The sequence below is a fragment of the Bacillus sp. AFS059628 genome (assembly GCF_002571225.1).
GTDB lineage: Bacteria > Bacillota > Bacilli > Bacillales > Bacillaceae_G > Bacillus_A.
In genome coordinates, this window is sequence record NZ_NVEC01000093.1 from 1 (window position 1) to 25,222 (window position 25,222).

Genomic DNA, 25,222 nt, shown 5'->3' on the forward strand with positions numbered 1-25,222 from the left:
TAAATCACTAAGAAAAAACATAACAAAACAAAAACACCAACAAACACCGTAGTAGGAGTCGAAAAAAATTTTGAAATAACACGCCAAAAACCCTGCCATCCTCCCATATATATTATGAAGAGGTTTTCACTTTTGAACGGAGACGGGAGGAATTGGGATGGCGGTGTATCGTACGGTGCAGGTGAATTTTTGGCAGGATGATTTTGTTTTGGATTTGACGCCGGAGGAGCGGTATTTTTATGTGTATTTGTTAACTTGTTCGAAGACGACGCAGTGTGGGATTTTTCCTTTTCCGAAGCGGTTAGCTGAGATGGAGACTGGTTATAATCGGGAGACTGTTGATAAGCTTGTGCAGCGCTTCATTGATTATGGGAAGATTCTTTATGATGCGGATACGCGGGAGTTATTCGTTTTGAATTGGCTTCGTTATAATCCGGTGACGAATACGAATGTGGAGAAGTGTGTGCTTCGTGAGCTTAAGGGTGTGAAGAATAAGGAGTTTGTACATATGTTTCTCCAAAAGTGCGTAGAGGAGGAGCTGAATGTTCCGATGCTTTTAGCACATTTCGGCATGCCGGGTGAATTGGCTGTGGATGATGTTGAGCCAGTTTGTGAGGAGACAGAGGCGGAAGAAGAGGTTATAGAGGAAGAGACGGGGAGTCGTGTGTTTTCTTTTTATGAGCAACATTTCGGTAGTTTGTCTCCGCATACTGTGGAGGAACTGAGTGCGTGGATGGAAGATTTATCAGAGGAGCTTGTGCTGAAGGCTCTTCAAATTGCGTTTGAGAATAATAAGCGGATGGTTGCTTATGTGAAGGGGATTTTGAGAGGGTGGCACGGGAAAGGATTTACGAAAGTTTCTGAGGTTGAGGCGGATACGGCGAGCTTTAGGAAGAAGGAGTCGTCTGTTAGTACGGGGGAGACGGAGGAGTTTTTGGCGAGGTGTGAGGAGTGGGAGAAGAATGCGCCGTCTGAGGAAGAGTTGCAGCGCTTTTTAGCGGAGCGAGGGTGGCGTCCATGAGTATTCAAAATGTGGAGGCGGAAAAGACGGTATTAGGTTCTCTATTAATTGATGGAGAGCTTATTAAGGAGTGCCGTTTGACGGAGCAGTATTTTTCTCTGTCAGTGCATAAGTCTATATTTCAGTTAATGCGGAAAATGGAAGAAGAGGGGCAACCAATTGATCTTGTGACGTTCATTTCTAGGGTAGATCCGAAGTTTTTAGAGGGGATCGGGGGAATGGAGTATTTTATAGGGTTAATGGATGGTGTGCCTACAACTGCCAACTTCTCTTATTATGAGGGGCTTGTTCGAGGTGCCTGGAAAATGTATCAGGCGGGTGTTCTCGGGCACAAGATGGGAGAGCGTCTTATTGCGGAGAAGAATGAGAAGATTATTGGTGAGACGATTACAGCACTTTGTGAGTTAGAGGAAAAGGACTGTGTATGTGAGTTTGATTTGAAGGATGCGCTAGTTGATTTATATGAAGAGCTTCATCAAGATGCGAAAGAGATTACGGGTATTGAGACTGGTTATACATCGCTAAATAAAATGACATGCGGATTGCAGGAAGGTGATTTTGTTGTTCTTGGTGCGCGTCCTTCTATGGGGAAGACTGCGTTTGCTTTAAATGTTGGACTGCATGCGGCGAAGTCTGGAGCGGCGGTAGGACTATTTTCATTAGAGATGAGTAGTAAGCAATTGTTAAAAAGGATGGCGTCTTGCGTAGGTGAGGTGTCAGGAGGTAGGTTGAAAAACCCGAAGCACCGTTTTGCGATAGAGGACTGGGAAAAGGTGAGTAAGGCGTTCGCGGAGATTGGGGAATTACCATTTGAGATTTACGATAACGCGGGCATTTCAGTGCAAGATATTTGGATGCAAACGCGTAAGTTAAAGAGGAAGCACGGTGATAAGAAGGTTTTAGTTATTGTAGATTACTTGCAGCTTATTACGGGGGATCCGAAGCATAAGGGCAATCGATTTCAAGAGATTAGTGAAATTTCTCGTAAGCTTAAGCAATTAGCACGTGAATTAAATGTTTGTGTAGTGGCGTTGTCGCAATTGTCTCGTTCGGTAGAAGCACGGCAAGATAAGCGCCCTCTTTTATCTGATTTAAGAGAGACAGGACAAATTGAGCAAGATGCGGATGTCATTATGCTTATGTATCGAGAGGATTATTATGATAAGGAAACGATGCAGAAAGAGATGACAGAGATTCATGTGGCGAAGCATCGGAATGGGCCTGTGGGGAGTTTTAAATTGAGGTTTTCGAAGGAGTTTGGGCGGTTTGTGGAGGGGGTAAAGTAGTGAAAGGGCAAGTTGTTTTGAAAATAGTATTTGCATGTGAACCAAAGTTGTAACGCTAATTTCATAAGTTATATAATAAAGAAAATGGTAACTAATAGTTAAGGGGGATTAGCTATTGGCAGGGAATGATATTTCTTATCATAATAAAGATATTCTTATGAAGTTTTTAAGTGAATGTTATAGGGATAAAGGGCTTGAAGCATATGGATTAAAAGGCTTTCCAAAAATAAAAGAGCTGTTATTAAATGAATTCTCGAGAGTTCGTGCAGATCAAAGGCGCTCAGATACTTTATTTGAAATGGAAGATGGTTCAATTTTAATGTTAGAGTATGAAAGTAATACCCGTTTCCTTGAAAACCATTTGAAGTATATGGATTATGCAAATCAAATTATGTATCGTTATTATAATAAGAATAAAGAGTTACCGGATATTCGAATCGTAGTTATTTATACAAGTGAGGTAATGAATCCAATAGAAGAAATAGATGTATGTAGTATACGTTTAAATTCCAAAGCGGTTTTACTAAGCGAATATAATGGTGATGCTATCCTTCAAAAGGTTATTAAAAAAATGGAAGAAGGAAAATCTTTGACGGATGAAGAAACCATGAAATTAATATTTGTACCACTTATGCATAGTAGAGAAAAAAGACAAATTTTAATTGAGAAGACGATAGAAGTAGCAAAATGTATCTCCGATGAGCAAGAACAAATTCAAGTTATTGCCGGAATTCTTGTAGCTACAGATAAATTTATTGATGAAGACTACGCGAAAAAAGTAAAGGAGTGGTTACGGATGACAAAAGTGGGCCGTTTATATGAACAGGAGAAGCAAGAAGAAATTGATAAAGCCCTTTCGGCAGCTGGAATGCTCTTTAAAGGAATGAGTATAGAGGAAATAGCTAAAAAATTAGATGTAACAATTGAAAAGGTGAAAGAGTGGGAGAAGCGTTTATCTCATTAATCGCTGCATTAATGGGAATATTTCGCAAAGGGAAAATGGCAGTGTCTGTATAAATTTATATAAAAATAGCCGACTATTNNAATAGTCGGCTATTTTTATAAGGAGAAGTTGTTAGGTTTAATACGCAAACTTTTTGATTTGCTCTTCAATATACTCCTTATTTCCCCATAAAGAAAGATCTTCTCTCCGCAGTGATCCATTGCTGCAAGTCGTCTTGGCTACGTCGGACAAGTCGATTTACTAAAACATCATGCCATACATAATCCTCTAGTAAGTATATATGAACGGGGTCATCTGTATAAAAAGCAATATTACGCTCTTCAATTGATGGTCCATAAATCATCTCTTTAGAATCTATCGATAAAATAAACCAATGTTCTGTAGAGAGGGTTTCTGTATAAGGTGTGATACGATGAGCTTCTAGATTTTTAATTGGATTTTCAACATGTAAGGTAATACCTTGTACTGAAACTTTATCAGCTACCTCAGATAGTTCCTCTTTTAATGCTTCATACATCTCATCCCACATTGAAATGACAATACGGTGTTCTGCTTTTTTTATTAATGCCTGACAATAGCTAATGATTGTTTTGTTGTCTTTTAAAGTAATCACTCGATTATCCGTTTTTTCCTCGGAAGTTTCGAGTTTTTTTAATGAATCACTGATTCCTTCATAAGTAGACTGCCATTCTGATTGAGCTTTCTGTAAAAAGATTTCAACAGGTAGAGGGGAATAGCGAGTGGTGTCATTTATTTCTTCCTTCATGACAATTCCTTTTTCTACAAGGTTACCCAAAATCTCGTAAATTCGCGCTCTTGGGACACCTGAATCCTTACTTACTTGATAGGCTGTAGCAGGCCCCTGTTTCACAAGAGATACATAAGATTTAGCTTCATATTCATTAAAACCAATTTTTTTAAGCTGCTGTACTAGGTAGTTCACTTTTTCGTCCTCCGATGTTTGCTTTTATCCCGCTTTAACGGGCAGCCCGATTGGNNGGTGAGGGCTGATAATCAGTGGGGATGAACAAAACCCCCCACTGATTAAAGTTTCGCTTTATATTTCAACGTTACAATAACTCTTTACATTTAGCAAATTGCTAGTTACTATTACAATAGTGACTAAAGGGGAGGCTACTAGTATGGATTTGTATTTAGACCCATCTATATTAATTATTTTGATTGTTTTTGGGTTTGTGGCTGCATTTATTGATTCAGTTGTAGGTGGTGGTGGATTGATTGCCTTACCAGCTTTATTATTTACAGGGCTGAATCCGGCAAGTGCAGTAGCCACGAATAAATTAGCATCAACAATGGGGAGTGCAACTAGTAATATTGTGTTTTATCGTTCTGGTAATCTTGATTTGAAATCGGCTTTAAAATTATTTCCAATCACTTTCATAGGCTCTATAGTAGGTGCATGGACCGTTCATTTAATGAACCCAGAAGTACTGAAGCCATTGATGCTGGTAATGCTTGGTGCAGTCGCTATTTATACGATATTTAAAAAGGATTGGGGTAGTATTTCTACTCATAAGAAATTATCTGGTCGACACGTCATTATTTTTACCTTTTTTATTTTTGCTATTGGTTTTTATGATGGATTTCTAGGTCCTGGCACAGGTTCGTTTTTAATGTTCGCTCTTTTATTTATTGGGTATGATTTTTTAAAAGCCGCAGGTAATGCGAAGTTTCTTAATTTAGGAAGTAATGTTGGTGCATTGTTGATATTTATGTATGTGGGGCAAGTAAACTATGCGTATGGTTTTATAATGGGGATTGCTCAAATTGCTGGAGGAATTGTTGGCTCCAGATTTGCTATAAAAAAAGGAAGCGGGTATGTTCGTGCTCTTTTCATTACAGTAACTTGTTTATTGTTAGCGAAAAATCTGTATGACTATGTGCAGTAAGTAATGTAGAAAAGGTTAACTATGCAGGCTACATAAATATAATAATTCCTTGTAACATGTTTTAGATGCTACTTTATTCGAAGGTAGCATCTAAAACAATTAAGGTAAGAGGGTGAAAATAATGCAAACGAATATTTTCGGGGTATGTTTATGTACTTTAGCGAAATAACTATTCCATATTCTTCTTATAATTAACCCGCAACAACCCCTTAAAATCAACCTCCGCAATCAACACACTTACTAATATAAGCGTCGCCCCTAAGTATCCTTTTCCGGTAAGTGTTTCACCTGTGAAAACGAAAGCGAAGCCTGCGGAAAAGACAGGTTCTAATGAGAAGATAAGTCCTGTATGTGTAGGCGTCGTGTATTGCTGGGCGATAACTTGCACGATGAATGCGACTGCGGTGCAGAATATGCTTAAGGCTAAGATGATTAACCATGAGTTGGCTGTGCTAGGCAGTTTTGGTGTTTCTATAATGAATGAAAAAATAAGACTGAATAGGCCGACGAAACCGAGTTGTATGACTCCAAGTGCGATTGAATTCACATGTTTCGTTACGCTGCCAGTGATGATGACGTGAATCGCATAAAATAAGGCTGACAGTATGCAAAATATATCGCCGTTACCGATCTTGAATTCGCTCGTTAATGTTAATAAGCCGATTCCTATTATCGTTAAAAAGATTCCTACTATCACTTTCTTTTCTGGAATGTGTTTTAAAAATATAGCTGATAATATCGGAATGAAAATGACTGTGAGACATAGTAAAAAACCAGCGTTAGAAACACTCGTATACTTTGTGCCGAAAGTCGCGAAAATGTAAACGATAAATAAGACAGAAGCGAGTATAAATGCGTATTTTACAGTTTTAAAATCGATTTTGAATAAATGTTTGTAAAATATTAAACCTGATAAAAGAAAGGCGATAATAAATCGTAATGCGATTAAGTTGTATTCTTCTATGCCTTCAAGTCCAACCTTTGTAAGTAAGATGGATGCACCCCAAAAGAATGTAATTAGTAGTAGCCCTAAATCCGCTTTTAATTGTAGTTTCATTTTTATTTCCTCGTTATGTATAAATTTTTAAATCCCATACCCCTATACCCATTTTATATTTTAATATTAATTCTGAATATTTGTAACTTAAATTTATCGACGTTTTATTCCATTAAAAAAAGACTGTTTATAAAACAGCCTTTTTTGATGGTGAAGTTATTCCTTCTCAAACTGAAAAATATCCCGGTTAATAAGTTGGTGGAGATACTTATCCATTTCAGCAGCAGAAACGCTTCTTTCATTTTTAAACCACCATGCGCTTAATGAGGTGATTGCCCCTGAATAAAATTCAATGATTAAATCATTTGGCATCGTATGATTTTTGCGCAGTTGATGTAACGCTTCTATTTCTTGTTTTCTCGTTTCGTGACTTAAATACTGTGTTCGGTTAATAAATTGTTCATCAGACATTTGCGTTTCTAATATTTTACCGATTTCTTCATGATGTAGAAATTGTTCCATTACTTGAAATGGTTTACTTAATCGATCTGAAACTGGTATTTCAGCAATTATCTTGCTGTATCGTTTAAATCCAAATGCTAATAAAGCGTCTTTATCTTCAAAGTGTTTATAAAAGGTTGTTCGGTGTACCATCGCGCGGTCACATATTTGGTTAATCGTGATGGTACTATATTTCTGTTTTGATTGCGTCATTAATTCAAATAAGGAATCCCATAGTAATTTATGTGTACGTCTAATACGTAAATCAAGTTGTTTTTCATTATCGTTCATCTACAATTCTCCTTTTTTGTAGATTAAGTATACAGTGGCTGAAAATTGATTCTCCCTTTTTAATCTACATATGTATATTATATTACATGTGTTCCGGTGTATTTAAAGTTTTTTAAGTAAGAAACAGGAGGAGAATTTGTAAATGAATATGACAACTAAGAGCCCTACAAGTGGCAAAGTTGATACTTCTAATTTGAAACATACTCCCATTTTAATTGCATTACTTCTAGGGGCAATGGTTGCATTATTAAACGAAACGTTACTTGGTAATGCGTTAACGGTATTAATGAAAGAATTTGGTGTAACAGCTTCAACAATTCAATGGCTTTCTACAGCTTACATGTTAGTAGTTGGTGTTTTAGTCCCAATTACAGCGTTACTTCAGCAATGGCTCACAACGAGACAAATGTTTTTAATCGCTATGGTAACGTTTTTAGCTGGTACATTAATTGCGGGATTTGCGCCGACATTTTCCGTTTTATTAGTTGGCCGTATCGTCCAAGCAGTAGCGACAGGGTTAATTTCACCGTTATTAATGAATACGATTTTAATCATTTGTCCGCCTGAAAAACGTGGTGCGACAATGGGATTAATCGCACTTGTGATGATGGCAGCTCCAGCAATTGGTCCTACATTATCTGGAGTAATCGTAGACTCACTAAATTGGCGCTGGTTATTCTATATTGTTATTCCTGTCGTGATCATTTCCATTATGATTGGAATGAAGTACATTCAAAATGTTTCAGAGTTAACAAGGCCAAAAGTAGATTATCCATCTATCCTTTTATCGACATTAGGATTTGGCGGACTTGTGTATAGCTTTAGTGCATCAGGTGACTTAGGATGGTTCGATGCAAAAGTGTATGGCACTTTAATTGTTGGGCTTATCTCATTATGTATTTTCGTCGTTCGACAATTGAAAATTGAGAATCCAATTTTAGAATTACGCGCATTTAAAGTTCCGATGTTTACATTATCAATTGGATTAATCGTCATTGTGATGATGTCGTTATTTTCAACGATGACGTTATTACCGATGTTCCTGCAAACAGTTTTACTCGTTACAGCTTTTAAATCAGGAATCATCATGCTTCCAGGAAGTGTTATTAGCGCTATAATGGGGCCAATTGCAGGTAAACTATTTGATAAATTTAGTCCGAAAGTTATTATCGTTCCCGGCATTGTGTTAGTGGGGATTGCAATGTTCTTATTTAAAGGCATTACTCCTGATACATCAATGGTACAAATTATTGTTATGCATAGCGTATTAATGGTTGGACTCATGTTTGTCATGACGGCACAAACATACGGTTTAAATCAGTTAACACCGGATTTATATCCGCACGGAACAGCACTGTTTAGTACGTTGCAGCAAGTAGCTGGCGCAATTGGTACGGCTATCTTTATTTCGAAAATGTCTTCAGGAACAGCTAGCTATATGGAAAGCTCCGCAAATCCAATGGATCCAGTAGAGAAGTTAAACGGTTTAACATCTGGATTCCAAGGTGCATTTGCACTAGGGTTAGTCTTTATCGTTGTTGCATGTATCGTATCACTGTTTTTAAAGGAAGAGAAAAAGGAAGTAAAGGCAGCGAGGGTTTTACAGAACGAGAATTAAGGTTCAAATAAAAAAGACATCTTTTCTAGGAAAGGTGTCTTTTTACATTTCTTTCGTAACATTTGTCTTGGATATTCTAATACAGAAGAATGATCGGTGTAATCACAATGGAGGACACAATATAATCGTTAGTTTATTTGTATAAATGTTGTATGTTCAATGGCTTTCCTTTTTGAGGATGAATAACTATTGGGAATAACGATGTAAAGCTTTGCTAATGACTAAAAGGCCGATAATAAGGGAAAGTATTCTCATTATAAATTCGGCAACTAATAAATTGCCCATAGCTGTCGATCCATCATACATTAATCCTATGATGATAATAGGTGCAATCATAATGATAATTCCAATTCCTATTTGAAGAAGTAAATTCACGTTTTTACTCAAGATAATCACCTCCAAAAAATATTACAAAACAAGAACATGGAAATTTTTGTATTATACATTTATTATACTGTGCCGAATTAAGGTTATGGTAATGTTTCTAAAATAAAAAGGAGGTGTCACATGGTCAAAAGATGACTCGTGGGACAGCTCCTTATAAGTAATAATTAAAGATAATTCAATGATGTATCGATCTGGGGCGTCACCAATGTTGTTAAAAGGGTAACATGTTGTTAATGTTACATTTCCTCCGTAACATCATACCGAAGTAACTGCCCCTGATCATAAAACCTCTCAAAAATAATCCCCATTACATAAAAGAATACTAGCCCGAAGCAAATATGAATGAGTGTAAAAGTAGCTCCAAATGAAGAGAATTCATACACGAGAATCGGCAATTTCGCAGTTGTCCAAACGCCTAAGAAAAAGACGATGTACCGAATGCTTGCGCCTTTTTGTAAGAGTAGTGCTGCAATTGGGAAGGCAACATAGAGGGGACCAGCTGCAATGCCGCCTAATAATAGAGAGAATATGATTCCGTATATGCCGGAATTTTTGCCCATATATTTCATGAGCGTTTCTTTTTTCACCCATTGATCAAGTAATCCTACAAATAGTAGGACAGGTGGGAGGAGAAACAACATATCTAAAATGCTATTGCCTGTTAATTGTAATGCGCTCCATCCTAAAGATTGATTTATAAAGGTTAAGGAAAATAGCCCCAGTAATAAAATGAAAAAGAAGCGATATCTTTTTAATTCCTTCATACCATCACCACCCAAATGATATAGGAGAATAGGAGGGACATGAGTAATGCAGATGCATTACGTGCGTAAGCAAAGCTTCGCCCGAATATCTTTTGTTCCATCGGTAATGTTGTAAGCCCTACTGACATGAGTGTAGACATAAGTGCCGCAACTTGAGGAAGGCCTGCGCCGTGTTGTACTAACGTATTACCAAGTGGGAATACGACGAAGCTTGGAATAAGTGCAACGGAGCCGAGTATTGCTGAATAAATAATACCGATGAATCCAGATTGCTCCCCAATAATAGAAGAGATGAAAGACGGCGTTAATATAGAAAGCGATAAGCCAACGAAAAGCATGATGGAGAGCATCGCAGGTAGAAGATTGCGAAACATTTTCCATGACTTCATTAGAGCTTTTTTCGTCTTCGTGCGGTCTTTCATAAAAGAAATCCCTGTAAGAATAATGGCTAAAGTGTAAAGAATCACGCCGTTAATCATGATTGGATTCCTTTAAGTCTTTATATTTGTCTATGAAAAAGGATAAGTTCTTCATTTTTTCTTCAATATCCATTTGGAAATCTGCCAATTGTTCCTTTCCAGCAGGCGTAATTTTGTACATCTTTCTTGGTTTGTCTTGATGCTCTGTACTTACGTAAGATTCAATTGCACCTTCGTTTTCTAATTTCTTTAGCGTACGATATAAAATGGCGCTATCAATTGGATTGACGGGAAGTTCTTCTTCGCACTTTTGTAGTAATTGCCCCCCATAGTTATCTCCCTCAGCTAGAAATAACAAAAGAAATGCACCTGTATGTCTTCCTGTATGTTTCATGGATTTTCCTCCTAGGATGAATTAGGATTTATACTGTTAATGACAGTATAGTGTTAATAACAGTATATGGTGTATGAAGTACTATGTCAATTTTAAAATGTGTGAATTTCAAAGGGGTTGTACATCCAAAAACATAAAAAAAGACACTCTCAAGAGTGCCTCTCCTTAGCAGCCGAATCCGCCGCCCCAACAGCTAGCTCCAACGATGATTAATAAAATAAATAGTACAACTAGTAAAGCGAATCCGCCACCGAAACCGCAGCCTCCGCCACAAGTACCGCCATAGCCCATATTAACTCCTCCTTCCATAAAGACCATTAATTAATGGATTTAATTTACTTTATGTTTTTACGGATAGACTTGAGCAGGTCCTTTTGAAAAATAAAAAGAACTTAGATTTTAAAGGAGTTGACGAATTTATTTTTGTCACGGGTATTATGCTGATGACATATTGTATTTTATTCTGTGTATTGGGGGAAGGAGGATCTTTATGGCCAATTCTGAAATGATTTTACGATTACTTACGGATTTAAAGATTGAACAGCAAGCTTTAAAAGAGCAGCTAGAGAAAATGCAAACAGCTGTGAATACTCTTGAAGAAAAATCAGTGATTGTGGAAGAAAAACCAATGACTATTGAAGAAAAACCAGCTGTTGCTGCTGCAAAGCAAAGAGCTCATTCTGGACACCCAACATCTTTTCGTGCTTGGAGAGCAGCTGCTCAAAAAAATTCATAAAACTATAAGAAAAGAAGACATCTAGTAAGATGTCTTCTTTTACTTGTACAATCCAAATGTGTTAAGAAGGTATAATCCATATTGCTTTAAAAATAAGAAGAAAATAACGATTGTCGACTCCTGTTTTAGTATAGCATGTAATAATAAAGAATTTTTATGTAATGTTGCATATATATCAATTATATGATGTTTCGTTTTATATATTTTAGTGATCTGTTATATCTCGTTCTTTTTTTATAGGTGTTTATTCATAAAAAACTCTACATGTAAAAAGTGAAAAAAGCTTTTAAAAAATGCAAGTCATTCCATTGAACAATCGGACCATATCCTTGAATAATGGGTTAAACTAGCAGTTGACCTCGTAGTTTATGGTCTGTTATATTTATACAAACACTAAAAGGATAGGTGAAGAAGTTCGGCATAGCAGAAGTTTGATTTTCGTGAACTTTGTTATGACTGGAAAAGAGTAAATAAATCAATTTGAAGCAAACTGAAATACGCATTTTTATGTGTTTATTCGGTATGCCCATTTGATTTTTTACTCTACGGACTTGTTCTCTTTTTTAACCGCAGAGTAAAGCTCTGCGGTTTTTTGTGTTTAAAAATTTTTAGGAGGAAGTTTTTATGAATAATTTATTAAATCAATTGCAGGTACCTTCACGATTCGAACAAACTGATAATATTTTTTGGCAAGATCCTTATATTGCTAAAAAATTATTAGAAGTTCATTTAAGCTCTGATACTGAAGGGGCTAGTAGGAGTTTTCAGTTTATTGATAAATCTATTGATTTTATCCAACAAATAGCTCCCCAAAAATCTTATCAAAAAGTACTAGACTTAGGGTGTGGCCCAGGCCTTTATAGTGAGCGATTAGCTAGAAAAGGTTATACAGTAACAGGGATAGACTTCTCTGAAAATTCAATTCGTTACGCTAAAGAACAAGCAAAAAAGTTAGATTATAATATTGAATATCGCTATGAAAATTATTTGGAATTAAATGATTCAAATATGTATGACTTGGCCCTATTGATATATTGTGATTATGGTGCTCTTGCGCCTGAAAATCGTAGTAAATTACTTTTTAACATTTGGAACAGTCTGAAGGATGGAGGAAAGTTGTTATTGGATGTTTTCTCTCAAAATAAATTTGATCAGTTCAAGGAAGAACAATATTGGAGTATGAATGAAAATGGTGGTTTCTGGTCAAAGGATTGCTATTTAGCTATCGGGAGAAATCTCAAATATCCTGATAGAGTAACATTTGAACAAACAACAGTGGTAACCGATGAAAAAATAGAAACTTACAACATTTGGTATCAATTCTTCACAAAAGAATTATTCATCAAAGAGGTAACTGCTGTAGGGTTTACTGTAAAAGAAATTTACGATGATGTTTCCGGTGAAACTGGCAACGGAGGGAGTCAAACTATAGCCTTATTGTTAGAAAAATAAGGTTACATTGAACAAAGAGAAAGAAATATATGTTATCACTTTTTTCAAAAAGCAATATTTTTTCTTTTTAACAAACGGCAGCTTATTCTAGATGCCCAACATCTTTTCGTAATTAGAGACCATCTTCGCAAAAAAATTCATAAAAATATAAGAAAAGAAGACATCAATTGTGATGTCTTCTTTTGCTAGTACAATCCAAATGAGACAAGAAGGTATATATCCATATTGCTTTAAAACTAAGAAGAAAATAACGATTGTCGACTCCTTTTTTAGTATAACATGTAATAGTAAATATTTTTATGTATTTTTGCATATATATAGATTGTATAATTTAAATCGTATATATTTTAGTTGTCTGTTATTTGTTTTAATTCATTTACTTATATTATTTTTTGAGTGCCCCAGTTATGGGGCCTTTTTTTATGGTGTGAAAGCAGAAACCCCTCAAACATACGGAGGGGTTACATAACTAGGAAAATGGCTATTTGTGTTTAATGAGAGGAAGTTCAGGATGTTGCTTCTGAATTTCTTCTAAACGATTTTCGTTTATCCCTTTTAAATTTTGATCGAAAAAGCTAGTTACTAGTTTATTGATGAGTGTATAATTTGCGGCTACATCCTCGTCTGGTTCGTTAATAATAGGTGAAAATGCTGCTAAATCTGTAAAACTAGTATGATTTGTTTTTGGAATTACTACTGTGTATACACCAGGTTTTTCAATCGTTTTATTTCTTAAATAGGATATTTCCAATAATTCATTTTGGATTCCGGTTCTCTTTTGATTCTCCGCTTCTTTCATATAACGAATGGTAGCTTCAGCGTTCATCAACATGAATGGTTTCTGAGGACCATCTTTAGGCAACGGGTCTCCATACAATCCGCCGTCCATATCAATTGCAGCTTTAATACGATGATCCTTTACTAACATTTGTGCGGAAGTTGCTCCGCCAATAGAGTGACCGAACATTCCAATTTTGTTATATTCGATTAAGTCTGCAATCGTTTTAAAACTTTTATCGAAATTCCCCTCTATTACTTCGTTTAAAACAAAAGTAGTATCCTGTTCCCATTTTTGAACTATAGTATTTAAGGCCGTAGGTGTATATTCAATTGGTATAGAGTCCACACGGTTTCCGTTAGGGAAAATCGTTGTTGCTGCATATCCTGTGAAATTAAGAGCGATTACGACATAGCCTTGACTAGCTAATTCCTCTAACTGGAATGTATTTTGTTGACCATATAATCCCATTCCATGGCCGAATAAAAGGAGAGGGAATTTTTCTTTAGCTTGAAGTGGCTTAGCATCTTGATAAGAATGTGTTTTTGTCAGCCCTAAATGTGTCGTTACGATATACGGAGCACCGTTTGTTACTGCCAATTGTTCAGCGAGAGCATCTATGTTTTCAAAATAGGCAGAAGGGTTCCCAGATCCTTTTTCGGCAGGATAATATACTTGTATCATTAACTCACGATTTCCATGATTATTTGGTACAGTGGTTTCTTTTCGATTTGTATCAATTAAATGAAAAGCTTTCGTTCCTACTGTATATTTTCCAGTAGGCTCAGGGAGTGTTATGATCGGAAAAAGTAAAGGTAATGTAAACATTGCGATAGCAGTTACGATAATTCCTAAACCTTTTAAAACTTTCATCACTAACTTTTTAGAAACAGCTGTAGTTTTTGGTTTCAAAAAAACTTGTAATGTTAAAACGAACAATAAGAAATAGGCGGGGATCATACGCCAGTTTGCGCCAATTACAATGATGGTGGCAAATAAGAATGCATAATTGATCAGTAAAATGACTACATTTTTTTTCGTCAAACCACGTTCGATAAAGATGGGAGTGATGCTAGATGCAAGCAATACAGCAGCAAAAATGATTTCTAACATTTTTAGCTTTTAGCTCCTTTCCAAATCATATAAATATAGATTGATAATTTATAATCTTCTCAATTATATAACCATCATTGATAATTGTATGCATGTAAGTACGTTTAGAATGTTTTTATATGTCATCTCAAGAAAAAGTACTCATACGAGTACTTTTTCTTAAATAAATTACTATTTATTTTTAAACCGTTCCCCATAAATGATAAACCATACCGAAAACAAAAAATGCTAGTCCTACAAACAAAACAATCAAGGCAAGTATTCCGTTTTTATTATGTTCCATACAGTTAGCTCCTTTTTAAGTTATATACAAAAAGCCTTTAGTCATAATTATGGCTAAAGGTTTTGGTCTTCATACTTTGTAGTTTATAAAAAAGTTGCACTTATGTATGAATTTGGAATATGATTGTTTAAAGAGTAGGTGATGAGTACATGCAGGAAAGAAAACAATTCCCGCTTATCTCTGGAAATCTCTCATTAGATTTAGTGAATACAGAGTTAGTTAGGCGTGGACAACGTTATGATTTATTAATAACAGATGAAGATGTATTAGAATGGCTACATGTAATAAAGGTTAATCTTCCTTTTTGGAATGAAAAAACACTTATAGGAATTCAAGAGCGAGTGAATCAAGTTACATCTAGCATACTAGAGCTAAGAGAATTATTGAGAAAACAGTTTGAGGCAATTGCTGATCAGCACGAAATTTCGGATGATTTTATTACGTATTTAGAAAAACAAATTGAGAAGGCACCATTTACATATAAAGTTATTGAACAGAGTTTAGTACCTATTCCAGTTGGAGAAATTGAGGATGTACTTGTATCGTTAATTGCGCTTGATGCTTTAACGTTAATAGCAGAAAACAAGCTTATTTCTCTTAAAAGGTGTTCAAATCCTGACTGTGTTTTATTATTTATAGATAAAAGTGGAAAACGAAAATGGTGTTCTATGAAAATATGTGGGAATCGAAAAAAGGTAGCAAAATTTCAAGTTCGAAAATCTGAAGAAGTTTAGGGAATCAACTTATAACAGTTGATTCTTTTTTTGTACTTTTTAACTAACCCCTAAAATTAATATTGACTGGTTAGTTTGTTCGGAATATAATTATTGGTAAATAAAGGAGGAGAATGATGAGTAATATAACAGCAGCTAAGCAGAAAGAGGCTCAACCAATAAGTGTACGATATTTTGCAAAAATGAAAGGGAAAGGAAGAAGTCCATTACAAGTAAATATAAAGGACTCTTTAACGGGATTATTGGGGGGATTTTTAACGATTCTTACCTTAACATATTTAACGAGTATAACTTCTACAGAATTACTAATGGCCCCATTTGGAGCGAGTTGTGTATTAGCGTTTGGAGTTTGGAATGCACCGCTATCTCAGCCGCGTAATATTATCGGAGGACATTTGATTTCAACTTTTATTGGTCTATCAATATATCATTTGTTTGGGAATGAATATTGGACAATTGCTTTAGCAGTTGGTATGTCGATTGCTATTATGATGTTAACAAGAACAACGCATCCTCCGGCAGGGGCCGATCCAATTGTCGTTATTTTAGGAGCATACAGTTGGAGTTATTTAGTAACACCAGTTTTAGTTGGTTCTCTTGTTATTGTAGTTATTGCTTTATTTATTAATAATATGAGCAGTAAAAGAAGCTATCCAACTTTTTGGATATAATTTATTAGGTGAAAAACAATTTGAGTAAGTATCCCATTTTTACTATATTTTCATTTCACATACTCTTTCGCTTACAAAGAAAAGACACCCATATAAGAGTGTCTTTTCCAATAGTTTTTTAGCAGAAGCAAGAAGCTCCAACGATGATTAATAAAATAAACAATACAACTAATAGTGCAAATCCTCCAGCAAAACCGCAGCCTCCGCCGCAACTACCACCAAATCCCATAATAGTTCCTCCTTTAATAAGAGGGGAAAACAAAGGGTCACTCGTGTTTATTAACGGATTCCATTTACTTTATGTTTTGAAGCATAAACGTGAGCAGGTCTTTTTTATCTAATTTATGCGCATTGCTTAATAAGACGCTAGTTCCTCAGTATGAATATGAGTAACTATATAGGGTAGTTCTATTATAACATTTTAACCATTAATGGGTCTATATGGAATTTTATTAATGGTTATGTTTGATTATTCGGAATAATACATATAGTGAAAGGTATATGTTACCTACAGTAATTGTAAAATATAACGATGTATATAAATAGTCTTGTAATAAATTTTTACTATATTTAAGATTAAAATGGAAAAAGTATAAAGAAGGAGCTGTAACATATGGGCGCTTGGGGAACTGGATTATTTGATGATGACACGACTTGTGATGTGAAAGAGCAGTTTATTGAATATATAGAAGAAGGTAACAGTGTAGAAGAAGCAACTAAGCTCATTTTAGAAGAGTATGTAGATGAGTTTGATGTAGAGGAAGATTTAGAAGTAATGTCTTTAGTCTACATTGGTCTTGCGGCAATACAATTGGAGAAAGGTTGTCTTCAAGAGGAAGTTCGTAGTAATACGATTGCCTTAATTGAGCGAGGGGCTGACCTTGAGCTTTGGGAAGAAGCTGATATGGAAGATTATGAAGAGAGAAAAAAAGTTTTAGATGAATTTAAGCAACAGCTGATTAACGGTTAATATTTTTCAACATGAAAAGGAGACATCTTAATGGGTGTCTTCTTTTTTCATTGTGAATAAAGTACGGAGCTATATTTCCCTTTACACGAACATAAAGGTATAATATAGTTTAGTTAACTAAACTAAACTATATAAAATCGTGACTGGAGGAAGAACGCTATGACGAGATCATATAAAGAAGTAATTAATGAAATGAATCGAGCCTACACAGAACTCTACATTTTACTATTTCAAGATTTAAAGGATGAGTTCGGTCTTACTGGGCAGCAAGAGAGCATGCTATTTCATATCAATTTAAATGAAAACACAACAGCGAATAACATTGCGAGTACGTTTAATATAACGAAAAGTGCTGTGAGCCAAGTTTTATCAAAATTAGAAAAGCAACAGATGATTTCAAAACAAGTGAATCCGAATAATAAAAGGGAGTATTTCCTTACACTTGGTCCAAACGGTAGTAAGTATATGGAGCAATTGTCGAAGTTAGATGATGTATTAATTGAGAAGTATTTCTCGAAAATTGATATTGAAGCTTTGCAGCAAATGACTGATACGTTAACGAAAATAAATAAGGTGATATTGGAAGAAAAACAGAAGGATCTTGAATCTAATGAGTAAGAAGCAATTAGTAGAAAGGAGGGGAAGCATGTGATGAGTTACATACCGAATATGCTTACGATAGCAAATTTTGTGTGTGGGCTTTTAGCTATTCACGCTGTTTTCGTTCAAGATATGTATGGTGCAGTTCTATTCATTATTACAGGGATGGTATTTGATCTGTTTGATGGCATGGTTGCCCGGAAACTTGATGCTGTTTCGGACATTGGCGGAGAATTAGATTCATTTGCGGATCTAGTTACCTTTGGTGTGGCACCATCTATTCTTGCCTATAGTGTCGCTTTAAAAGATTTACAGTCTATCGGGATGATATGTGCGCTCGCGTATAGTATTTGCGGAATGCTTCGGCTTGCTAGATTTAACACGCAACAAAGTAAACTCCCAACATTCATCGGAATGCCGATTCCATTTGCAGCAATGTGTCTCCTCATTTTATGCCTCCTAAATAATCCAGTTTCCGTGGCGGTTGGCACATGTGCACTCGCTTATTTAATGGTAAGCAAAATCAAATTCCCCCATTTTAAGAAAGATATATCGGAAAGCTTGAAGTCCGAAAGATGGGATTAATAGGAAAGATAAGGAGCATAACATGATTCGTATGGCATTAAAATCATTCAACATACAAATATATTGTTTGCTAGGCGTGATGTTATTGGGATGGGCGATGACACCTTTTCGAGCCCAGTTTGTAGGGATAAGCATCGGCCTTTTAGTTAGTATGTACTGCGCCTGGATTTTAGGAAGACGTATCGAAAAGTTCGGAAATAGCATCGTAAAAAAAGAAAAAGCACCAATGCTTGGCATGATAAATCGGTTCGCAGCTGCCATACTCGGTGCGATTATTATGTATGAAATTGAACACCGTGAGTACATGTGGACATTTGCTGCTGGAATTATGGGTGGGTATTTCTTGGTTATTATTAATTTGGGGTATTACAGTATGAGGGATGAGAAGGAATAAAGTAGAACTTTAATCGGAGTTTTTAAAAGTAGCTATTTTACTGTTTTCCTCTTGTTAGACTTTCACATGACTATATATCCTGCATTGATGAAAATACTACAAGAGTTGCATGTGAAGATTTTAGAAAAATTTTATGTTTACCCTACTTTTTATTTTAAAAGTTTCTCCTATCCTATAAACAACAAAGTCATAGATGAAAATGTAAAGTTAGGGGATTCTACATGCATACAGAAGTTTTGATGAGTTATTTGTATACTTATTTTTTTACTATTATTTTTTGTGTGGTGTTTCAAATTGGACGTTATTTTAAAGCGAAAAACAATATATCTATTCTGCATTTTCTATGGGTATATGTTTTTCTATTCTACCTTTCGTTAGTGTATAAAGTGACGCAGATCGCGACTGTATGGGATATAAGTAGATATGAAACTTGGATTCGTGTAAATCAAATTAACTTGACTCTATTTGATACGGCAGGTAGTACGACGTATCTTTTGAATATTGTACTGTTTATGCCGTTCGGTTTTTTATTACCGGCTATTTGGCCGCAGTTTAGAAAAATGAAAAACACCGTATGCGCCGGATTCTTTTTTTCATTGGCAATTGAGTTAAATCAATTACTAAATAATAGAATTACAGATATTGATGATGTATTTACGAACACCCTTGGGGCCATTATTGGGTATGTATTATATACGGTGTTATTTAAATTGATATTGAAAAGAGAGGGAAAAAAGCTGGATACGAACTCCTCTTTTGTCATAAAATACGAGGCTGTTTTTTGTTTAGTATGTTCATTTGTAGGTGCAATGTTAATTTATCATCCAGCTTTATTTGGAAGGCCTGTCATCATTCAGTGAGGCGATTAAGAATTTCTTGTTAATGCCCGTACGATATTTCAATTTGCAAAAAGCCTTTAACTCGTTATAGTTAAAGGCTTTTATCATCATAATTTTTAGTTACCAATTACCTACGCCAGCATCCGCCTTCAACCACTTCACCCAATCCAAATCCTCCACCTTAAGCAAACTAAGCGAAACACCTTTCATATCTAGAGAAGTTAGCAATGTACCAACCTTTACGAACTCCACATGTAAGCCTTCCAGCTCACATAAACGGCGAATATCATTTGCGAAAATGTATTGTTCCATTAATGGCGTTGCGCCTAATCCGTTAATGAGAATAGCGAAGTTGTCACCTTTTCGCCAGCGATAAATGCTTTTTAGTTTGTTCATTAGTTCAATCGCTAATATTTCAGAGGAGGATAGCGCTTCTTTACGGTAACCTTTTTCACCGTGAATGCCGACGCCATAAAAGACTTCATCGTCGTTTAATGTGAATGAAGCTTTTCCTTTCACTGGATCGTTTGCTGGTGAAAGTGCGACTCCTAATGTGTGTAAGTTTTCGGTGATAGAACGGCCAAGTGTTGTTAGTTTTTCTAAAGAATGACCTTCAAGAGCGGCCTCACCGAGTATTTTTTGAACGAAAACAGTACCAGCGACGCCGCGTCTTCTTTTATTAAAAGAAGCATCATCTTCAATTGAAACGTCGTCATTTACGATGATGTGGTCAATTTGTCTTCCTTCTTCTTTTGCAATTTGTTCTGCAGCTAGAAAGTTCGCTACGTCATCTTTAAAGTTTTTAATGATGAATAAAATACTTTTATCCTTTGGCATGAGGCGAGTTGCCGCCACAATTTGTTCCACTGTAGGCGGAGTGAAAATACTGCCGTTTACTGCCGCTGTAAGCATTCCTTTTCCTACATAGCCAATATCAGCTGGTTCGTGTCCGCTACCACCGCCGCTTATGATGACAACATTTTGCTTCAGTTTTTCGATATCTTTTACATAAATGATGTTATTTGTTTCGTCGTAATTTACTTTGTCGTTATGTTCAAAATAAAAGCCATGCATCATATCTTGAACGATATTTTGTACATCATTCATAATTTTTTTCATTGCTTTTGCCACCCTTTAATTACTTTGCTGATTGTTCTAGTAATAGTAGTAATTGATTGTTTATCATATTTTTCATGAGAGAAGACATAATGGACGGATCTACTTCGCATTTGCTTTCAATCCAATCTTTTATCGTTCCAACGAAGCCGTGACTATAAAATGAGGCAATCGTATTTTTTGTCTCATCAGAAAGGCTGAATCCACAGCTCACAGATAATTCATCAATAATCTTCATATATAAGTTTTTCGTATGCTCAAATAAATAGTGATTAAACGAGTTTTGCTCAATGACTTTAAAAGCATTTCGGTAAAATTTTTGATTTTCATAAAAGTAATCAAATAATAAATCGAAAATGTTTTCCCACGTTTCATAGTCGAGAAAGTCGATAATGTTTTCTTTCGTTTCTTCTCTATAAATCCAGCTTAATAGTTCAAATTTATCTTTAAAATGATAATAAAAAGTTTGCCTACGCATTTGACAGTGTAACATAATATCGCTCACTGATATTTTATGAAACGACTCTGTTTCCATTAAATACTTCAATGAATTCGCGATTATCTTTTTAGAAATTATAGAAGAGGTCATGTGAATCATCCCTAGAATGTTATTAATATGAAAATCCTACCGAGAAATGAGAGCGGTGTCTTTAGACAGATTGTCCATTTTGTCCGTTTACTATAAAACGCTTTCATTTTAACATGGATAGTAAGAAGAAGATTTCAAATATATCACAATATATTAAAGGAATTGAGGGAGAACTACAATGAAAAAGATTATAAACAAACCAGAAACATTAGTAATGGAAATGTGCAACGGAATGGTGATGGCGCACCCAGAGCTTGAGCTTTTAAAAAAATATAAAGTCATTAAGAAGAAAGAAATGAACGAAAATAAAGTAACATTAATTAGTGGCGGCGGTAGTGGTCATGAGCCAGCGCATGCAGGACTAGTCGGAAAAGGAATGTTAGATGCGGCAGTTTGCGGAGATGTGTTTGCTTCGCCTTCACAAATTCAGGTGTATCAAGCAATTAAAGAGACAGCTAGTAAAAAAGGTACGTTATTAATTATTAAAAATTACAGCGGCGATATTATGAATTTCAAAAACGGAGCTCATTTAGCAACGGAAGATGGAATTGAAGTTGACTACGTAAAAGTGGACGATGATATTGCGGTAGAAGATAGCCTGTACACAGTAGGACGCCGCGGCGTTGCGGGCGTTATTCTTGTTCATAAAATTGCCGGCGCAGCAGCGGAAGCAGGTATGGATTTAGCAGCGGTGAAAGCTGTCGCAGAAAAAGCAGCGGCTAACGTGCGAACAATCGGTTTAGCGTTAACGTCTTGTACAGTTCCAGCGAGCGGATCACCTACTTTCACACTTGCGGAAGATGAAATGGAATACGGCGTAGGTATTCACGGTGAACCAGGAATTAAACGCGAAAAAATGTTGTCAGCTGATGAATTAGCAAACCGTATGACAAATGATCTTGTAAAAGATTTAGGAGTAAAAGACGGCGAAGAAATTGCGCTTCTAGTTAACGGTTTTGGCGGAACACCACTGCAAGAACTTTACTTATTTAATAATGCAGTGACGAGAGAATTAGCTGCTAGAAATATTAAAATCAACAGAGTATTCGTCGGAAACTATATGACGAGTATCGATATGGCTGGTATGTCTTTAACAGTAATGAAATTAGATGATGAGCTAAAAACATTACTATCGAAAGAATGTAACACACCAGCGTTTAAAGTAGACGGACCAGTTGAAAGTGTAGAGTACGTAAATGTTCTTGAAGAGACAGAAGAGAAGGAAGTTTCATTTGAACTAGAAACGCCAGAAGAGCACGCTGTTATTAAGGATAATGTTATTACATTAAACAACATGATTTATCTCGTTGATAAAATGAGCGATATTATTATTAAAAACGAAGTACCATTCTGTGAGTTAGACACGCACGCTGGTGACGGTGACTTCGGAATGAGTGTAGCAAAAGGATTTAAGCAATTAAAACGTGAGTGGCATTCTATTGTAGATCAAGAGAACGTAACGATCGGATCATTCCTTGACGGTTGTTCGATGATTATTATGGAACATTGCGGCGGCGCATCTGGTCCAATTTGGGGCGGCGCATTCCGCGCAGCTAGTAAAGCAGCAGGCGAGAAGCGTGAGTTAACAGTGAAAGAATTCGCTGAAATGTTGCAAGCAGCACTGCAAGGTATACAATCTATTGGAGAAAGATCATTCGGCAGAGGAGCGGTAGTTGGTGATAAAACACTTGTTGACGCACTTGCTCCATGTGTAGACTCTTGGTTAGCTAGCAATTCAAACGAAGAAGATATGAAAACTGCCTTTGAAAAAGGGGCGGAAGCAGCAGTTAAAGGAGCAGAGTATACGAAAGAAATCGTAGCTCGCATGGGCCGCGCCGGTACAGTTGGCGAAAGAAGTTTAGGATATCCAGATGCAGGTGCGCATGCACTTGGGGTTATCTTTACGGAGATTGCGGGTAGTTTGAAATAGGAATGAGAAGATCCCCTCTGCCTTGTGGTGGAGGGGGTCTTTATTTATAACCATTATGCTCCCAGTGAAAAAATTTATTTGTTAGCCAATCTAGAAGCCGCCTCTTCAACTTCTTTATACGCATTTTGTAATACTTCATTTGGATCTAGTACGGCTGTTCCTTGTGCACGAACGATTTGATAATCTTCAATACCAAGGAAATTAAACATTGCTTTTAAATATTTATGAGAGTATTCCACTTCTGTATACCAATTATCATTTGTATAGATTCCTCCACTTGCTTGGATAACAAGCATTCTTCTTCCATCTTTAAGTAATCCCACTGATCCAGTTTCAGTATATTTAAATGTTTCACGTGCAATCATGATATTGTCCATGTAATTTTTTAACTTTGATGGAATATTAAAGTTGTGCAAAGGTAATACGATAACATACGTATTTGCACTTTTAAATTGTTGTAAAATTTCGGACATACGCTCTGTTACTTTTTGTTCTTCATTAGTTAACTTCTGTCCATTTCCTTGCTTTTCCCATGCGCTTAAAACAATTTTATCTATCATTGGTACTACATCATCGTATAAATTAATCTGTTCAATCGTTTCATTATTAGGAATTAATTCTTTATAAGATACTAAAAAGTGGTTAAGAACCTTAATGCTGACCGATGATGTATCATCCACTTTCGGATGTGCGTTTATAATAAGTGTTTTGTTCATTTGTACTTCCCCTTTTTAAAAATTTTTAGGTTTTTATTGTCGACTAATTTAATCGTCGATTAGTTTGGTCTTTAATATAAACTCTGAAATTATTTTTGTCAAATGAAATACATACTATTCTAAAAGAGCCTTTTTTTATTTGACTAAAATTCTAATTGGTCCTAAGATACAATTTGATAATCCTTAAAATAAAAAGCAGGTGATTTGTATATGCAATATAGTGTTGGGGTTGAATATGCCTTGCATTGCCTAGTTTATTTAATCAATGCTCCTTCCAAGGAAAGTGTTGGAATAAAAGATTTGGCAGAGTTTCAAGGACTTTCTGAAACATTTCTTTCAAAAGTTTTCGGTAAATTATCTAAAGCTGGCATTGTAAGTTCTGTCCCAGGTGTAAAGGGAGGATATAGGTTAGCTAAGTCTCCAGAAGATATTTCTTTTTGGGATGTAATAGAAGCCGTCGAAGGTCCAAAACCTATTTTTCAATGTAAAAATATTGTACAGAATGGTCTATTATATCGAGACGATGCTTGTAATTCTTGTGAACCTAGCAATTCTTCTTGTACAATTAACTTAGTAATGCTTGAAGCAGAAGAACACATGCGTGAGTTTCTTCGTAAAAAGACTCTTGCATGGTTAGATAAAGAACTTGATATTGTTTTACCTGAAAAGATAAGGGTAGATACTCGTGAATACTTCAAACAAAAAAACTCTAACTANNTAGTTAGAGTTTTTTTGTTTTTTAATATTAGTTCTATCATGTGAGTACTTCATCACAAATTCCTTCTTTAAATATCACATTTAATTAACTCATAAAGTTTCAAATTGATTAACATTAAAATTCTAAACAATACAATTTTATTTTCGTAAAAAGTAAATGAATTTATGTGTTCATATATTTTAAATGTAGTGAAAATTCCCTTTGAAAAAGGAGCAGAGTATACGAAAGAAATCGTAGCTCGCATGGGCCGCACCGGTACAGTTGGCGAAAGAAGCTTAGGCTATCCAGATGTAGGTGCACATGCACTTGGAGTTATCTTTACGGAGATTGCGGGTAGTTTGAAATAGGAATGGGAAGATCCCCCCTGCCTTGTGAGGTGAACCCGAATAGTGGTACATGAAAAAACACCTCCTGAATTCGCATACTAAGTGTGAACTGACCCACGA

General features: G+C 35.8%; 30 protein-coding genes and 1 pseudogene. 17 read left to right on the forward strand and 14 right to left on the reverse strand.

The features are described 5' to 3' along the window. Window positions 1-157 precede the first annotated feature (157 nt). From COL05_RS26395 to COL05_RS31090, 3 genes are all read left to right on the forward strand, one after another. The gene (locus COL05_RS26395; protein WP_098670740.1) at window positions 158-1,021 is read left to right on the forward strand and encodes a DnaD domain-containing protein; all 864 of its coding nucleotides are present in this window, start codon (window positions 158-160) and stop codon (window positions 1,019-1,021) included. Further along, entirely contained in the window at window positions 1,018-2,307 is a 1,290-nt protein-coding gene (dnaB, locus tag COL05_RS26400; RefSeq protein ID WP_142337673.1) for a replicative DNA helicase, read from the forward strand. Before COL05_RS26395 ends, dnaB begins: the two co-directional genes overlap by 4 nt. Window positions 2,308-2,422: 115 nt before the next feature. Then, a complete protein-coding gene (locus tag COL05_RS31090) occupies window positions 2,423-3,271 on the forward strand; it encodes a transcriptional regulator (protein WP_142337674.1) in 849 nt (282 codons plus the stop codon). 157 nt (window positions 3,272-3,428) lie between these two features. Here COL05_RS31090 and COL05_RS26410 read toward each other — a convergent pair whose 3' ends face one another. Next, complete coding sequence (locus tag COL05_RS26410; protein WP_098670742.1) at window positions 3,429-4,214, reverse strand: TrmB family transcriptional regulator; 786 nt, start codon at window positions 4,212-4,214, stop codon at window positions 3,429-3,431. Between the two features lie 199 nt (window positions 4,215-4,413). Here COL05_RS26410 and COL05_RS26415 point away from each other — a divergent pair, with 199 nt between their 5' ends. Beyond that, the gene (locus tag COL05_RS26415; RefSeq protein WP_098670743.1) at window positions 4,414-5,181 is read left to right on the forward strand and encodes a TSUP family transporter; all 768 of its coding nucleotides are present in this window, start codon (window positions 4,414-4,416) and stop codon (window positions 5,179-5,181) included. Between the two features lie 169 nt (window positions 5,182-5,350). On the opposite strand, the gene COL05_RS26420 is transcribed toward COL05_RS26415, so the two are convergent. Beyond that, window positions 5,351-6,238 (reverse strand): DMT family transporter, encoded by an 888-nt coding sequence (locus COL05_RS26420; protein WP_098670744.1) that lies wholly within the window; start codon window positions 6,236-6,238, stop codon window positions 5,351-5,353. Window positions 6,239-6,394: 156 nt separating this feature from the next. Further along, on the reverse strand, window positions 6,395-6,970 hold the full coding sequence (locus tag COL05_RS26425) for a TetR/AcrR family transcriptional regulator (RefSeq protein ID WP_098670745.1): 576 nt from the start codon (window positions 6,968-6,970) through the stop codon (window positions 6,395-6,397). A 142-nt stretch (window positions 6,971-7,112) separates the two neighbouring features. On the opposite strand from COL05_RS26425, the gene COL05_RS26430 reads away from it, so the two are divergent. Next, window positions 7,113-8,588, forward strand: a complete 1,476-nt coding sequence (locus COL05_RS26430) for an MDR family MFS transporter (RefSeq protein WP_098670746.1) — start codon at window positions 7,113-7,115, stop codon at window positions 8,586-8,588. Between the two features lie 186 nt (window positions 8,589-8,774). On the opposite strand, the gene COL05_RS26435 is transcribed toward COL05_RS26430, so the two are convergent. The 6 genes and pseudogenes from COL05_RS26435 to COL05_RS26455 all read right to left on the reverse strand — a co-directional run bounded on the left by COL05_RS26435 (window position 8,775) and on the right by COL05_RS26455 (window position 10,843). Then, window positions 8,775-8,975, reverse strand: coding sequence for a hypothetical protein (locus tag COL05_RS26435; protein WP_060489065.1), 201 nt, complete (start codon window positions 8,973-8,975; stop codon window positions 8,775-8,777). Window positions 8,976-9,131: 156 nt separating this feature from the next. Further along, window positions 9,132-9,215 (reverse strand): annotated as a pseudogene (locus tag COL05_RS31095) (class D sortase); the annotation flags it as partial. Continuing rightward, a complete protein-coding gene (locus COL05_RS26440; protein ID WP_142337675.1) occupies window positions 9,212-9,739 on the reverse strand; it encodes a permease in 528 nt (175 codons plus the stop codon). The gene COL05_RS26440 and the pseudogene COL05_RS31095, both read right to left, overlap by 4 nt. Then, window positions 9,736-10,218 (reverse strand): hypothetical protein, encoded by a 483-nt coding sequence (locus COL05_RS26445; RefSeq protein ID WP_098670748.1) that lies wholly within the window; start codon window positions 10,216-10,218, stop codon window positions 9,736-9,738. The genes COL05_RS26440 and COL05_RS26445 overlap by 4 nt, the downstream gene beginning before the upstream one ends. Next, entirely contained in the window at window positions 10,211-10,552 is a 342-nt protein-coding gene (locus tag COL05_RS26450) for a PadR family transcriptional regulator (protein ID WP_098670749.1), read from the reverse strand. The genes COL05_RS26445 and COL05_RS26450 overlap by 8 nt, the downstream gene beginning before the upstream one ends. Before the next feature lie 165 nt (window positions 10,553-10,717). After that, on the reverse strand, window positions 10,718-10,843 hold the full coding sequence (locus tag COL05_RS26455; RefSeq protein WP_000540385.1) for a YjcZ family sporulation protein: 126 nt from the start codon (window positions 10,841-10,843) through the stop codon (window positions 10,718-10,720). A 199-nt stretch (window positions 10,844-11,042) separates the two neighbouring features. Between COL05_RS26455 and COL05_RS26460 the strand changes: the two genes are divergently transcribed. Both COL05_RS26460 and COL05_RS26465 read left to right on the forward strand, forming a co-directional pair. Then, window positions 11,043-11,288 carry a hypothetical protein gene (locus COL05_RS26460; protein ID WP_142337676.1) on the forward strand — a complete coding sequence of 82 codons (246 nt, stop codon included), beginning with the start codon at window positions 11,043-11,045 and terminating at the stop codon, window positions 11,286-11,288. Window positions 11,289-11,912: 624 nt separating this feature from the next. Next, window positions 11,913-12,740, forward strand: coding sequence for a class I SAM-dependent methyltransferase (locus COL05_RS26465; protein WP_098670751.1), 828 nt, complete (start codon window positions 11,913-11,915; stop codon window positions 12,738-12,740). A 481-nt stretch (window positions 12,741-13,221) separates the two neighbouring features. On the opposite strand, the gene COL05_RS26470 is transcribed toward COL05_RS26465, so the two are convergent. Further along, on the reverse strand, window positions 13,222-14,631 hold the full coding sequence (locus tag COL05_RS26470) for an alpha/beta hydrolase family protein (protein ID WP_098670752.1): 1,410 nt from the start codon (window positions 14,629-14,631) through the stop codon (window positions 13,222-13,224). A 432-nt stretch (window positions 14,632-15,063) separates the two neighbouring features. On the opposite strand from COL05_RS26470, the gene COL05_RS26480 reads away from it, so the two are divergent. Both COL05_RS26480 and COL05_RS26485 read left to right on the forward strand, forming a co-directional pair. Beyond that, on the forward strand, window positions 15,064-15,648 hold the full coding sequence (locus COL05_RS26480; protein WP_098670753.1) for a CGNR zinc finger domain-containing protein: 585 nt from the start codon (window positions 15,064-15,066) through the stop codon (window positions 15,646-15,648). A 116-nt stretch (window positions 15,649-15,764) separates the two neighbouring features. Further along, entirely contained in the window at window positions 15,765-16,319 is a 555-nt protein-coding gene (locus COL05_RS26485) for an HPP family protein (RefSeq protein ID WP_098670754.1), read from the forward strand. 118 nt (window positions 16,320-16,437) lie between these two features. Here the strand turns inward: COL05_RS26485 and COL05_RS26490 are convergent, their stop codons facing one another. Further along, on the reverse strand, window positions 16,438-16,548 hold the full coding sequence (locus tag COL05_RS26490) for a YjcZ family sporulation protein (RefSeq protein WP_000505681.1): 111 nt from the start codon (window positions 16,546-16,548) through the stop codon (window positions 16,438-16,440). Window positions 16,549-16,932: 384 nt separating this feature from the next. Here COL05_RS26490 and COL05_RS26495 point away from each other — a divergent pair, with 384 nt between their 5' ends. The 5 genes from COL05_RS26495 to COL05_RS26515 all read left to right on the forward strand — a co-directional run bounded on the left by COL05_RS26495 (window position 16,933) and on the right by COL05_RS26515 (window position 19,728). Next, window positions 16,933-17,289, forward strand: a complete 357-nt coding sequence (locus COL05_RS26495) for a DUF4259 domain-containing protein (RefSeq protein ID WP_098670755.1) — start codon at window positions 16,933-16,935, stop codon at window positions 17,287-17,289. 159 nt (window positions 17,290-17,448) lie between these two features. Continuing rightward, window positions 17,449-17,907, forward strand: a complete 459-nt coding sequence (locus COL05_RS26500; RefSeq protein WP_000198627.1) for a MarR family winged helix-turn-helix transcriptional regulator — start codon at window positions 17,449-17,451, stop codon at window positions 17,905-17,907. A 33-nt stretch (window positions 17,908-17,940) separates the two neighbouring features. Next, window positions 17,941-18,474, forward strand: coding sequence for a CDP-diacylglycerol--serine O-phosphatidyltransferase (pssA, locus tag COL05_RS26505; RefSeq protein WP_098670763.1), 534 nt, complete (start codon window positions 17,941-17,943; stop codon window positions 18,472-18,474). A 22-nt stretch (window positions 18,475-18,496) separates the two neighbouring features. Further along, window positions 18,497-18,868 (forward strand): ATP synthase subunit I, encoded by a 372-nt coding sequence (locus COL05_RS26510; RefSeq protein ID WP_098670756.1) that lies wholly within the window; start codon window positions 18,497-18,499, stop codon window positions 18,866-18,868. Window positions 18,869-19,089: 221 nt separating this feature from the next. Then, window positions 19,090-19,728 (forward strand): VanZ family protein, encoded by a 639-nt coding sequence (locus COL05_RS26515; RefSeq protein WP_098670757.1) that lies wholly within the window; start codon window positions 19,090-19,092, stop codon window positions 19,726-19,728. Between the two features lie 99 nt (window positions 19,729-19,827). Here the strand turns inward: COL05_RS26515 and dhaQ are convergent, their stop codons facing one another. Further along, window positions 19,828-20,826 (reverse strand): DhaKLM operon coactivator DhaQ, encoded by a 999-nt coding sequence (dhaQ, locus tag COL05_RS26520; protein WP_098670758.1) that lies wholly within the window; start codon window positions 20,824-20,826, stop codon window positions 19,828-19,830. Window positions 20,827-20,845: 19 nt separating this feature from the next. Continuing rightward, window positions 20,846-21,412, reverse strand: a complete 567-nt coding sequence (dhaS, locus tag COL05_RS26525; protein ID WP_000204220.1) for a dihydroxyacetone kinase transcriptional activator DhaS — start codon at window positions 21,410-21,412, stop codon at window positions 20,846-20,848. Window positions 21,413-21,590: 178 nt separating this feature from the next. On the opposite strand from dhaS, the gene dhaK reads away from it, so the two are divergent. Continuing rightward, a complete protein-coding gene (dhaK, locus tag COL05_RS26530; protein WP_098670759.1) occupies window positions 21,591-23,342 on the forward strand; it encodes a dihydroxyacetone kinase subunit DhaK in 1,752 nt (583 codons plus the stop codon). 74 nt (window positions 23,343-23,416) lie between these two features. Here the strand turns inward: dhaK and COL05_RS26535 are convergent, their stop codons facing one another. After that, entirely contained in the window at window positions 23,417-24,058 is a 642-nt protein-coding gene (locus COL05_RS26535; protein ID WP_098670760.1) for an FMN-dependent NADH-azoreductase, read from the reverse strand. 210 nt (window positions 24,059-24,268) lie between these two features. On the opposite strand from COL05_RS26535, the gene COL05_RS26540 reads away from it, so the two are divergent. Both COL05_RS26540 and COL05_RS26545 read left to right on the forward strand, forming a co-directional pair. Then, window positions 24,269-24,820 (forward strand): RrF2 family transcriptional regulator, encoded by a 552-nt coding sequence (locus tag COL05_RS26540; RefSeq protein WP_098670761.1) that lies wholly within the window; start codon window positions 24,269-24,271, stop codon window positions 24,818-24,820. 120 nt (window positions 24,821-24,940) lie between these two features. Next, entirely contained in the window at window positions 24,941-25,123 is a 183-nt protein-coding gene (locus COL05_RS26545; protein WP_098670762.1) for a DAK2 domain-containing protein, read from the forward strand. Window positions 25,124-25,222 lie beyond the last annotated feature (99 nt).